General features: G+C 31.0%; 11 protein-coding genes and 1 pseudogene. 3 read left to right on the top strand and 9 right to left on the bottom strand.

Features of this window, described 5'->3' with window-relative positions; genetic code table 11:
* Positions 1–47: 47 nt before the first annotated feature.
* Positions 48–1,004 carry a gliding motility lipoprotein GldB gene (gldB, locus tag ACHZC3_RS05145; RefSeq protein WP_394758809.1) on the bottom strand — a complete coding sequence of 319 codons (957 nt, stop codon included), beginning with the start codon at positions 1,002–1,004 and terminating at the stop codon, positions 48–50.
* Positions 1,005–1,190: 186 nt separating this feature from the next.
* On the opposite strand from gldB, the gene nadE reads away from it, so the two are divergent.
* Both nadE and ACHZC3_RS05135 read left to right on the top strand, forming a co-directional pair.
* Positions 1,191–1,997 (top strand): NAD(+) synthase, encoded by an 807-nt coding sequence (nadE, locus tag ACHZC3_RS05140; protein WP_394758808.1) that lies wholly within the window; start codon positions 1,191–1,193, stop codon positions 1,995–1,997.
* Positions 1,998–2,081: 84 nt separating this feature from the next.
* On the top strand, positions 2,082–2,711 hold the full coding sequence (locus tag ACHZC3_RS05135) for a LuxR C-terminal-related transcriptional regulator (protein WP_394758807.1): 630 nt from the start codon (positions 2,082–2,084) through the stop codon (positions 2,709–2,711).
* Here the strand turns inward: ACHZC3_RS05135 and dnaG are convergent.
* The 8 genes from dnaG to ACHZC3_RS05095 all read right to left on the bottom strand — a co-directional run bounded on the left by dnaG (position 2,708) and on the right by ACHZC3_RS05095 (position 12,161).
* Positions 2,708–4,693 carry a DNA primase gene (gene dnaG / locus ACHZC3_RS05130; protein ID WP_394758806.1) on the bottom strand — a complete coding sequence of 662 codons (1,986 nt, stop codon included), beginning with the start codon at positions 4,691–4,693 and terminating at the stop codon, positions 2,708–2,710. The two genes, ACHZC3_RS05135 and dnaG, sit on opposite strands and share 4 nt — an antisense overlap.
* 118 nt (positions 4,694–4,811) lie before the next feature.
* Positions 4,812–6,092, bottom strand: coding sequence for a hypothetical protein (locus ACHZC3_RS05125; RefSeq protein WP_394758805.1), 1,281 nt, complete (start codon positions 6,090–6,092; stop codon positions 4,812–4,814).
* A 181-nt stretch (positions 6,093–6,273) separates the two neighbouring features.
* Positions 6,274–7,515, bottom strand: coding sequence for a hypothetical protein (locus ACHZC3_RS05120; protein ID WP_394758804.1), 1,242 nt, complete (start codon positions 7,513–7,515; stop codon positions 6,274–6,276).
* Between the two features lie 171 nt (positions 7,516–7,686).
* Complete coding sequence (locus ACHZC3_RS05115; protein ID WP_394758803.1) at positions 7,687–8,784, bottom strand: hypothetical protein; 1,098 nt, start codon at positions 8,782–8,784, stop codon at positions 7,687–7,689.
* Between the two features lie 32 nt (positions 8,785–8,816).
* The gene (locus ACHZC3_RS05110) at positions 8,817–9,494 is read right to left on the bottom strand and encodes a hypothetical protein (RefSeq protein ID WP_394758802.1); all 678 of its coding nucleotides are present in this window, start codon (positions 9,492–9,494) and stop codon (positions 8,817–8,819) included.
* Positions 9,481–10,041, bottom strand: coding sequence for an RNA polymerase sigma factor (locus tag ACHZC3_RS05105; protein ID WP_394758801.1), 561 nt, complete (start codon positions 10,039–10,041; stop codon positions 9,481–9,483). The genes ACHZC3_RS05110 and ACHZC3_RS05105 overlap by 14 nt, the downstream gene beginning before the upstream one ends.
* A 263-nt stretch (positions 10,042–10,304) precedes the next feature.
* Positions 10,305–11,159 carry a CPBP family intramembrane glutamic endopeptidase gene (locus ACHZC3_RS05100; RefSeq protein WP_394758800.1) on the bottom strand — a complete coding sequence of 285 codons (855 nt, stop codon included), beginning with the start codon at positions 11,157–11,159 and terminating at the stop codon, positions 10,305–10,307.
* A gap of 24 nt (positions 11,160–11,183) precedes the next feature.
* Entirely contained in the window at positions 11,184–12,161 is a 978-nt protein-coding gene (locus ACHZC3_RS05095; RefSeq protein WP_394758799.1) for a polyprenyl synthetase family protein, read from the bottom strand.
* A gap of 120 nt (positions 12,162–12,281) precedes the next feature.
* On the opposite strand from ACHZC3_RS05095, the pseudogene ACHZC3_RS05090 reads away from it, so the two are divergent.
* Positions 12,282–12,814, top strand: a pseudogene (locus ACHZC3_RS05090) (hypothetical protein); the annotation flags it as partial.

Here is a 12,814-nt window from a genome sequence, read left to right as displayed (position 1 = left end):
TGCTTCGCCTGTTCGCTATCGCTCGAGTCGTAATTTTTAATTCGTAATTATTTCTTCGGTTTGTATTTAGATTTTTGGAAAATAGCTGCGGCATCCATAAGTAACATTTGTTGCATCGGGATATCATTGTTTTCCATAAACGAACGTACGATTTGCAAACCAAACCACGCTCCTATTCTTCCTGGTGTTTCGTTATCAGACGTTAATCCGAATTTAGAAAATGGTGCTGGACTAATAAAACGTTGTGATAATTTAGGATCTGAATCGTACAATAATTTTTCCTCAACAAAGAATCTCCACATATTAGCTTCGTTATCTTTGCAATATTTAAGCTGTTCTGGTGTATAACAAATCTTATCTTCGTCTGAGTATTCTGGCAACAAAACATCGTTTAAATACAATTGTTTTCCTGAATATATCATGAGAGACAACAAATCTTTTTGAACTGGAGGTTTTACTTTTGCTCTAGAAAAACTCTCTACAATATCCGGTAAAATTTGTGAAGGCTCGAAAGTTTGTTTCATGTAATTTGGGTATTCGTAAAACTTATGATTTTTACCTAAATACAACTCTAACGAGATAATAAGCGCTTTTTCAGTATAAATAACTTTATAATCGGTATCCATTTCCTGAATTACAGTATATACTTTTGGAATTTGTGTTTTTGGATAATAATATTTGATATAACGAAATAAATCTTCAATTTCGGCTGTTTCTTTATCGAAATTACCATATTTTTTTTGCACCTCAGCATACAATTCTCTCCAAAGTGGATTTTGCATCTTATTGATTAAAACCGAATCCGAAACTGATGGTGGAAAAAATTCTGGATATTGTGCTTTTAGTTTGGGAAAATCGCTTGGCGGTGTTTCAAAAAAAGCTTTATCATAACGATCTACTTTTATACTTACTGGGATTTCTTCTGCTTTTTCTTGAATTTCGCTCTTTTTAGAACACGAAACAATCGCAAATAGGAATAGAATGAGTATTAAATATTTTTTCATAAACATGATTTTTAACCCAGATTACTTCACTTAACTTTCATTTCAATCGGAGTTCAGTGAACTTCGTTTGAAGTGTAAATCCTTTTATTTTTTTCTTTAAAAAATAAAAGATTGAAACGTATAGCTGGAATAGCTCCTAATTATTATTTTTGCAAATATACATTCGTTTTTAAAACAAAAGTAACCATGCAAAAAAATAGTACCATAAATTGTGAAAAAGTTAACGAACATATTGTAAACTGGCTCAAAACCTATGCTGAGAATGCGAAAGTAAATGGTTTTGTTATAGGGATTTCGGGCGGAATAGATTCGGCAGTAACCTCAACTTTATGTGCACAAACTGGTCTAAAAGTTTTATGTGTTGAAATGCCTATTCACCAAGCGCAAAGCCATGTAACCAGAGCGCAAGAGCACATTACTCAGCTAAAAAAACGTTTTGCAAATGTGACCGATACACGTGTCGATTTGACTCCAGTTTTCGAGAGTTTTAAAACCGAAGTTCCTCCTTCGGATAATGAAGAAAAGGTAAATCTAGCATTAGCTAACACTCGTGCAAGATTTAGAATGACTACATTATATTATTTAGCTGGGATTCACGGATTATTAGTTGCCGGAACGGGTAATAAAGTAGAAGATTTTGGCGTTGGTTTTTTTACAAAATATGGAGATGGTGGTGTCGATTTGAGTCCCATTGCCGATTTGATGAAAAGTGATGTTCGTGCATTGGCGCATTATCTTAATATTCCTGAATCTATACAAAAAGCAGCACCAACTGATGGTTTGTTTGGCGATGACCGAAGTGACGAAGACCAACTTGGTGCTAGTTATCCCGAATTAGAGTGGGCAATGTCTATGTTGGAAAAAGGAAATTCTACTAATGATTTTACTGGACGAGAAAAAGTAATTTTTGATATTTACAAACGATTAAACACAATTAATCAGCACAAAATGAATCCAATTCCTGTTTGTTTAATTCCAGAAAAATATAAGTAAATTATTACTTGCTTTTCAGTAATTTATATTTTTTATATGTATATTTACTATTCGTTTTAGTCTAACTATTTTAAACTTAAAATCATGGTAAAAATAGGTCTCGCAGACAACCATCCTGTTGTACATTCAGGTATTAAATCTTATTTTAAAGAGCATGCCGACATTTCGCTTGTAGGAATTGTAGATAATTTTGAAATGGTAACAGAAATGCTGAAACGAAAGGATATTGATGTTTTGCTGATGGATCTGGAGCTAGAAGGTCTTTCGAGTATAAATCTCATTAAATCTTTGCTAAAAGATTTTCCTAAGGTAAAAATTATCTTATTCTCTAACTTAAATGAGCAGATTTATGCACCAAACGCTATAAAAGCTGGTGTTTATGCTTTTGTTCAAAAATCAGAAAAGTTAGATGTTTTAGCTTCTACTATTATAAAAGTAAATCGTGGTGCTGTAATTTTTAGTGATGCTGTAAAACGAAATATAGCATTAATTTCTAAACAAGCAAAATCCGAAAGATTATACCGTAAGTTATCTTCTAGAGAAATTGAGGTTTTACGCTATTTAAGCAATGGAAAGAAAAACAAAGAAGTTGCCGAAGCTTTGAACTTGAATGAGAAAACAATAAGCACTTATAAATTAAGACTTTTAGCAAAACTGAATGTCACCAATTTGGTCGATCTAGTAAATAAAGCTAAAACACTGGATATTGTTTAGCTGTATCGCGACATAACTCGCCCTAATTTGTTTGAAAAATTGTTTACCAATTTAGAATAATCCATTGCCATAGATAGGTTTTCAGAATTATCTGAGTCTATTTCTTTGGATAAATTTGATTTAATCTCTTCGATGATTTTGTTAACTAAAAACCAACGCAAAGTAAGTATCGTTTCCGATACATATTGGCTTATTGTTGTATCTTTCTGTTTTACATAAATTTGTTTGGCTTCCCAATTATGCAAAGAAACTTTCTCATCATCCATAAGGATTGTGGTGACTTCTTGTGCCAATTCTGGGGAAAGTCGCATAAGATATTGCTCGATTTCGAACTTCTCATTTTCATTAAAATAAGAAATTAAATCGTTGTATATGTCCTTAAATATTGGCGTTCCCAACTCAACCTCGTCTTCCTGCAAACTCAAATATATGCGTTGAAAAACTTTGTATTTATTTACTTCTTTTATCTCTAATAATTCACCTTCTTCATTTGCTTTGAAAACAAAATCTTCAAAATCTTCTTCTACATTTCCATAAAGTAAAAGGATTTCGATAATTTTAAGTTCCAATTCATACAATACATCGACTTTTGCATTGACTGTAATATTTTCATTCTTATGAACTTCAAAAACTTGATTTTTTTGATCTTGCTTTTGTTTTTTACCCACTTCCGAAATGTCTTTTTGAACCAGTTGTGCTAAAGTATTAAACAAAACTTCTTCAGAAATATCCATAATTCGAGAACATTCTTGGATATATATTTCTCTTTTGATTCTATCTGGAATTTTAGAAATACTATTTACCATATCACGAATAAGTTCCGCTTTCTTAATGGGATCATTCTTGGCGTCTTTCATTAATAAAGAAGCCTTGAATTGGATAAAATCCATCGCATTGTTCTCGAAATACAATAAAAGTTCATCGAGTGGTGTTTTTCGAGCAAAACTATCAGGATCATCACCTTCTGGAAACGTACAAACCTTAACATTCATACCTTCTTCAAGAATTAAATCGATGCCTCGAATGGAAGCACGAAGTCCCGCAGCATCTCCATCAAAAAGAACTGTAATGTTTTTTGTTAATCGATTAATTAATCGAATTTGGTCTGGCGTAAGTGCTGTTCCTGAAGACGAAACGACGTTTTCTATTCCAGCTTGTTGCATCTGAATTACATCAGTATACCCTTCACACAAAAAGCAATTATCTAACTTGGCAATGGCTTGTTTTGCATGGTAAATTCCGTACAAAACTTTACTTTTATGATATATTTCGCTTTCTGGCGAATTGAGATATTTTGCAGCTTTTTTGTCATTAGTCAAAATACGACCTCCAAAACCTAAGACTCTTCCCGACATACTTTGTATTGGAAACATGACACGACCTTTGAAACGGTCAAAGTGCTTGCCATCTTCTCGGAGAATCGTTAGTCCAACTTTGTCTAAATAATCCAATTTGTAACCTTGTCCCAATCCTTCTTTTGTAAATGCATCCCAGGTTTCGGGCGAATAACCCAATCCAAATTTCTTGATTGTATCGTTTGTAAATCCTCTTTCTTTGAAATAAGAAAATCCTACCGACTTACCTTCATCAGTATTCATCATGGTATTTTGAAAAAACTTTGCTGCAAATTCTGAAACGAGATACATGCTTTCTTTTTCGCCAGCTTGCTCTTTTTCTTCCTGAGATTGTTCGGTTTCCTCTATTTCAATATTATATTTTTTTGCCAAATATCTAATAGCCTCTGGATACGAAAAATGCTCATGCTCCATGATAAATGCAATCGCGTTTCCTCCTTTTCCTGAGCTAAAATCTTTCCAAATTTGTTTTACTGGTGATACCATAAAGGAAGGAGAACGTTCGTCTGAAAATGGAGATAATCCTTTATAATTACTTCCTGCACGCTTGAGTTGCACAAAATCACCAATAACCTCCTCTACTCGAGCAGTTTCGTAAACGGTGTCTATGGTGGCTTTTGAAATCAATTTTTTTAGGTTCAAAGTTGCAAAGTCCCAAAGATACAAAGTTAAAATCGTTTATTTTTTTAGAAAATAAAAAAAGTGCTTCATTGCTGAAACACTTTTTTTTGTAAAATTTTTAAATTTATTTTACCACAAGAATACTTGACGTTATATTATTGCTTTTTAATCTAAAATCGGGAATTTTTTTAACATCGGATTCTACAAACAAATCTTCTCTACTAACATTTAATGTTTGTATATTATTATTATCATTAACAATTTTTTCTTCAATTAGATTACTAATAATTTCGGTCTCTAATTGTACTTTAGATTTACTGTTATTAATTACTATGTTATAAAATTTTAATTTATCTAAATTAGAATTTAAAATAGCTTTATCTTCTAGTAGTAAGAATTGATTAAAACCTGAGACAATACTGTTTTTTAATTCAAAAAAACTATCATTTTTAATATAAATAGCTTCTTTAACTAATCCTTGATTGTTATCCTCATTATTAACTAAAGTTATGTTATTTGCAACAATTTTTGTCAATTTTCTACTTAAATCATAATTTTCTGCTTTATCATAAGAATCAACCTCAAAGCATCTTGATCTAGTAACATCAGATGAAAATGGATAACGAATTGCAATACTATTGCTGATGTTACATTGTGTTCCTTGTGTAAAATCAAAATCATCGTCTGTGGCTCTAAAGGAAATTAAATTATTGAATAGTATATCTCCTCCATAGGACTCGAATGAATCATCATTAGAAAAACTAACTTGTATAGACTCCATTTTTGTTTTATTCCCAACTCCTGCCAGTGACAATCCGTTTAATTCTTTTAAAGCATTGAGTTTTCTTCCTGAAAATTCAATTCTTACATATTTTAGTTCTCCAGAACTGCTTTCAGAATTTAATCCTCCATAAAAATTATATTTTGGATTCAGATTAAAATCTAAAGTTCCTATTCCTCCATATTTATTAATAGGTGCATCACCTAATATTATTATACCTCCCCAATCTCCAGGTTTTCTTTCGGAAGCTTCTTTATTTGAAGTAAAAACAATTGGATCAGTTTGAGTCCCTTTTGCGATTATCTTGGCGCCTTTTGTAATTACTAATGTTCCACAAGTAGCAAAATCTCCTCTTATTATTGTTCCTGGCTCTATAGTTAATATGGCATTATTGGTTACATAAACAACATTCAAAAGGAGATATGTATTTTTTCTAGAAAGTGTCATATTTTCATCTATAACACCATTTATAATGTGAGTAGATTCAGAATATTCTGTTGTCTTTGGCTTAAAGTTTGTCCAGTTACTAAACCAGTTTTCTGATCCTATAATGCCATTTGTTTCTTGAGCATTTAAAGAAAATACATTAATTAAAATAATAACTATTATAGCTGTTTTTTTCATAAGTAGATAAATTAAAGATTTGGTTTTTTTATCACTCCAAAATTAGACTTGGAATGTTAAATCATTAATTCTTACACATTATGTATTTGTTATTATTATCTATATAGCACAAAAAAAATGCTTCATTACTGAAACACTTTTTTGATAAATTTTATTAAATTAAGAATATTTTTTTATATTGCTATTTTAATCTAAAATCTGGTTTCTTTTTAACATTGTTATTTATAAAAAGATTATTTATACCGATAGTCGATGTATATAATAATTTGTCGTTTTTCATAAACCAATCATTTACATTTTGGGCCTTACTTAAAGATTCATTTGTAAACAGTTCTGAACAACTATCTATTATTGAGTTATAAACTTTTACTTTTTTGAAATTGTCACCTTCTAAATATTTATCATCTAAGGCGATAAAACTAGAAAATCCAGCTACTACACATTTATTTATTTCGATAAAAGAATCTGTTTTTAACGAAATCGCTTCTTTTACTAATCCCATGGTGTTTTCTTCATCATTGGTCATAGTCACATTATTCAACTTAATGTAAGTTTTCTTTTTTGTTGGGTCGTAATTTTCGATTTTATCATACGAATCTATTTCGAAACATCTTGAACGAGTGTTGTCTGAAGCATAAGGATTACGTATTATAATACTATTGTCTACCGTACTTTGTATACCCATCGAATAATCGAAATCGTCATCATTTGCTCTGTAAGATATCATATTACTAAAATCGACATTTCCTCCAACTATCTCAATTGAATCATCACTTGAAAAACTGATTTGAACATATTGAATTTTTGTTTTATTCCCTACAGCGGCAAGAGTTAATCCGTTTAATGAAATTTTTGGGTCAATTTTTTTACCTGCAAATTCGATTCTCACATATTTTAATATTCCAGAATCACTCACGTCATTTGTTCCTCCAAAAGGACTATATAAAGGATTCGGTTCGTAAAATGATGCCGAAACCCCTCCAAATCTGTTTATTGGAGCATCGCCCATAAGGATTACTCCTCCCCAATCTCCTGGTTTTCTTTCAGAAGCTGGCTTGTTTGAGGTAAAAACAATTGGGTTCGTTTCTGTTCCTTCTGCAATTATTTTTGACCCTTTTGTTATAGTTAAAGTACCAGTAGAATTATAATCTCCTCTAATTACTGTTCCAGGCTCTATGGTAAGAACTGCATTATTTGCCACATGGACTGTCCCCATTACTAAATAAACATTACCTTTTGTAAGTGTTGTATTTTCCTTTATATCTCCAGTCAAAATTTGATTAGGTTGATTATATTCAACAGCTTTAGGTCGGAAATTCGTCCAACCATTAAACCAGTTAGATTCTCCTATTATTCCTTGTGTTTTTTGAGCATTCGAGTTATAGCATACGAACAACAATAGTAATATTATTTTACTTTTCATTTGGGGATAAATTTGTTTTTTTTATAAAAATTGAGGCACAAAGTTACTTCTATTAATTTAAAATTAAAATTAATCTCGTTAAGATAACGTTATTTATCGCTTAAGTGTGTATTTAAGGAAGTATTTCATTTCTGAAATACTTCCTATTACTAACGAACTCAAATATAAATACTAATTCAAATCAAATCGTATGCCTAACGAAATATTATTTTGATTTACTGTATTATCTGTAAATAAAGGATTCAAATCATATTTAACATACAAACTGATTTGTCCCAAACCTATGTAAGAACTCAGGCCATATACAAAATCGTTTGTGTTGTAATTGCCTTTTGTTCGTTGCGTTACTGAATTTCCAAAAGGATCGTCGAACTCTAAAATCTGTTTTGTTTTTAAATTCACTCCTGCAAATCCTCCAAATCCTAGACGAAATCCTTCATGAGATTTGAATATTTTCTTATCATTGACTATTTTTGATTTTGTAAAATCTAATTCGAAATGAACTGGAACAACTAAATTTACATTTCTAAATCTTGAGTCTTTTAGGGCAACCACTGCCGTTTGCAAACTGGTTTGGTTTCCTAAAGTTTGGTAATAACGATTGTCTGTTGGTCGTAAGTTATTGTATTGCAAAGAAAGTCCGTATTTTATATGTGCAATATTGCTTTTTTGTGCAATCCTTGTATTATAAGTTAAACCCCATTCGTAAAAGTGTGAACCTAAATATCTGAAATCTGAATTAGCCACCTTTCCGTTAGTAACTAAATTATTTACACCCGTAGCAAAAACGAATTGTGATGTTGTTCTTTTTTCAGATTTTTGTATGGTATCTTTTGCACCAACATGCACTTTTATTCCTTTACCATAAGTTCTTCCAAATTTTTGGACTGTATCTAAACTTGAAATTTTTCCTTCTATTTTCTCCTTAACTAATTCTGAAAGTTTAGATTCCTCTATAGCAATTCTGTTTTCTATAGTATTGGCAGATGTCATTGCTAATTGCATCTTTTTTTCGTCTGCTTGTTGTTGGGTAATATTATTTTTGTATAATTCTTCATTTACATCTTCTACTTGTTTTTTTAAGACTTCTTTTTCTTCTTTTGTGATATTTTCGATGTTTGAAGCAATTGCTTTCGCTCTAGCTTCAAAAGTTTCTTGCGCATAAGTATTGCTCAAAATGCTGCATAAGAATACTGCTAAGTAAATATTTAAATTTCTACTCAAGCTTTGCAGTTTATTTTTTTTGTTTTCGTGAATCTGCGATTTCATAATGTTTAATTTTAAAATTGATTTGATGATTGTTACTCCTGATTTCTACTAGCCAAAGCTTCTTTAGCGCTATCGTAGTTTTTATTAATTGATTTAAGAACTTTTTGACGAAAAGTTAGCGTTATTTCGCCGTCGACTTGCGAAAGTAATGCACTTGCATCTATTTTTAATTTGGGTTTATTTACATTTTTTGTTTGTTCATTTTTAGGTTCAATTGAAGCTAAAAGTATTGTTGAATTAATTTCTATTTTAGTCTTTTCTTCCGCTTTTTGAGGAACAACTTCAGCAATAACCTCTTTATTATCTGATATGATTTTTGCGAATTCTTGAGCTTTTTGATTTGTTTTTTTAACCTTTACTAATTCTTTTTTTGTTTCAACAACAGCTAAAACTACTTCTTTTGAATTATTTGTTATTTCTGATTGATTTACATCTTTAGATAAAACAGATTTTTTGTTGGCATCAACCTCAACAATTGTTTGATTGTTAGTTTTTATACTTGTGTTTTCTTGATTGTAAAAAAGCAACCCAACAAATACAAAACCAATAATACTTGCCGCAATATAAAGCCATCCAAAACGCTTTTTTGGCTTCTTCTTTTCTGCAACTGAAAGCATTGCATCTAACCTATCCCAAGCTTGTAACGAAGGTTGAACTTCTCTAGAATTCAACTTTTCTCGTATTTGGTTTTCTAATTTATTCGGTTCCATTTTCGTAATTTTTTAGTTTAGCAATTTGGGTTTGCAATATTTTTCGAGCGTGAGATAATTGTGATTTCGATGTTCCCTCATTTATTCCTAACATTTGTGCTATTTCCTGATGTTTGTAACCTTCAATCGCATATAAGTTAAAAACCATTTTATATCCATCTGGTAAGCTATCTATTAGAAATTGAATGTCTTCAACTGAAAATTGACTTTCAATGTTGTTGAAACTTTCTTCTAAATATTGCGAATCGTCAATAAATTCAACCTGTTTCTGAACTCTTAAATATGAGATACATTCGTTTACCATAATTCGTCGCATCCAACCTTCAAAACTACCTTTGTGTTCGAAATTTTTAAGATTTGTAAATGCTTTCATAAACGCAGTTATCATAACGTCTTCTGCCTGATGAATATCTTTAATATATTGTCGACAAATACTTAACATTTTTCCAGCAGATTTAGAATAAATTTTTTGTTGTGCATGACGATTATTATCGGCAGCCAATTCGATTAATTCTTTTTCTTCCTGATGTAAGTTAATTACTTTCAATTTAATATTAGATTTTTTAATTTGCACTTTTAAAATACAAAACAGACTTCTATTTACATAGACGAGAAGATTAGTAATATAGTTGCATGAGTTATCGAATTATTTTTAAAATAATTATTTTTACCAACAGAATCAACATCTTACGATTTAGAAAATATTTAATTTAGAAAAAGAATAAGACTTTTTTTAATCGTTGTTTGTGAAAATTTCTTTTGTAAAACTAGATTTTCGAAGTAGTAATAGAGCAATTCCAATACACAAAATTATTGTAGTAATAAAACCCCTTCTGGCCCAAAAGCACCACCTGTTAGCCAATCTGGTCCAATTTCTTTTAGGTTTAAAATTGTTGGTCCAGTTTCTGTTCCGCTCACTTGAAGCCCAAAAAAATTCCCTTGTAACCAGTTCCATATACTATGCAATCCGCAGGCGCCCCACAAACTTCCTTGCCTCAGAGCAAACAATGAAAAAAAAACTCCTACAACTATTATATTGATTATTGAAAGTATTGTAACATTATCATTAAGTCCGTGCAATAATCCAAAAAGTGATGCTGAGACTAAGATTCCTGTCCAAACATTATATCGTGCGCCAACCATTGGCATAAGCCAACCTCTACACAAAATTTCTTCAGTTGCTCCTTGTATAACAAAACCCAATAAAATTAATATTGTTGGCAATAACACAGTCATTCCTTGCATTGCTGGACTTCCTGTTTCCCATGTCATATAATTGAATGCTGATAACAATCCTACAACGCTACAAAACAAGATGATTCCAATAAAAATTCCTAAAAAATAATTTGGAACTGCTTTTTGTGTTTGAAATCCAAGGTTTCTAAAAGATCTTTTTTCATAAAAACGCATCCATAAATAAATGGATAATATGACTGGAATATTTCCTAAAAAAAGCATTACTAAAAGGTTTTCGGTACTTTTCCAAGTAATATCTGTTCCTTTTTTTATAACTGCTTCTAATGGCATAGCTGTAAAAACCCCTATTAGCTGACCAACTATTAAAAATGCCATAACTAATAAAATAGCAATAACTAAATGAGGCAATCTTTTTTTTGATTTGGTTAATTGAAGAAGTGGATTACTTGCAGAAATTGGGTAATTCATTTTTAATTTTTTTTTAAGAGTCTATTATTTTTTTCTTTCTATTACATAATTCACCATCAGGATTAGAGACTCTTTATAGGTTGAATGGGAGAAATCTTGAAGTATCAAAAGTGCTTCTTGCTGAAATTGAATCATTTTCTGTTCAGCATAAGTTAATCCGTTTTGGTTTTTAACAAAAGCAATTACTTCTTTTACTCTTTTTTTGTCTTTATTGTGGTTTTTGATAGAATTGATGAGCCAACTTTTTTCTTTAGGAGTACAATTATTTAAAACATGAATAAGTGGCAAAGTCATTTTTTGCTCTTTAATATCTATTCCTGTTGGCTTGCCAATTGCTTCTTCGGTATAATCGAATAAATCATCCTTTATTTGAAAAGCCATCCCAATTAGTTCTCCAAATTTTCTCATTTTCTCGACTTGAATCTCATTGTCAGAAATGGATTTTGCTCCAAGAGCACAGCAAGCGGCTATTAGAGTTGCCGTTTTCTGGCGAATAATTTCGTAATAAATTTCTTCGGTAATATCTAACCTTCGGGCTTTTTCTATTTGCAATAATTCGCCTTCGCTCATTTCCCGAACAGCGACTGAAATAATTTTCAATAAATCGAAATCACCATTATCTATAGAAAGCAATAATCCTTTAGAAAGTAAATAATCGCCTACTAGAACTGCAATTTTATTTTTCCAAAGGGCATTGATAGAGAAAAACCCTCTGCGACGATTACTATCATCAACCACATCATCATGCACTAAAGTTGCAGTATGAATAAGCTCAATAACCAAAGCACCTCGATAGGTTCGTTCTAAAACTTCGCCACCAGAAATCATTTTTGCAGTAAGAAAAACAAACATTGGTCGCATTTGTTTTCCCTTTCGATTAACGATGTAATAGGTAATTCTGTTAAGTAGCGCCACTTTTGAAGTCATTGATTGTTGAAACTTTTTTTCAAAAAGTTCCATTTCTTCAAGAATTGGTTTTTTTATTTGCGAAGTAATATCCATTAGTATTCAAAGATAGTATTTAAGTGTTAAAATTTCTAAATGTGAAAGTTTTTTTTATATTTGATTAAACCTTTTTAAAAAACTCAAGTCTTATCATTAAACCTTTAAAAAAAACATTTTATGAAAAGTAAAATTTTATTATTCGGATTATTTTTATCTTTAACAATTGTTAGTTGTTCTAAAGATAAAGAAACAGACAACACGACAATAACCGCTGAAGAGGCTGGAGTTAATGCAAAAATTGATGTTGTGAATGACGATGTTTCTAATATTGTGGGTGAGCAATATGAAAATATGGACTCTAATACACTTTCTTTTAGAAATTCTAATCCACAAGCGTCATTTTTATCTACTTGTGCTGTAATCACTAGAGTTCCTGCATTTGGCACAGTTATAACTCCTGGCACAACAGTTACAAAAACAGTTGATTTTGGGACTACAGGCTGTACACTATCAAACGGAAATGTACTTAAAGGAAAAATCATTGCTACTTTTGTGTATCAGCCAACAGCTACATCACATACTGTAACTTGTACTTTTGATAATTTTTATCATAATTTGAGAAAAATTGAGGGAACAAAAACATATACCAGAACTATGACTGCCGCAACGGCATCTTCGCCAAGTCATCCTGTTTGGGTTATGAATATGAA

The organism is Flavobacterium sp., assembly GCF_043720215.1.
Classification (GTDB): domain Bacteria; phylum Bacteroidota; class Bacteroidia; order Flavobacteriales; family Flavobacteriaceae; genus Flavobacterium.
Note: the sequence above shows the minus strand (reverse complement) of the source record. Positions and strands in the feature narration are given on the sequence as shown.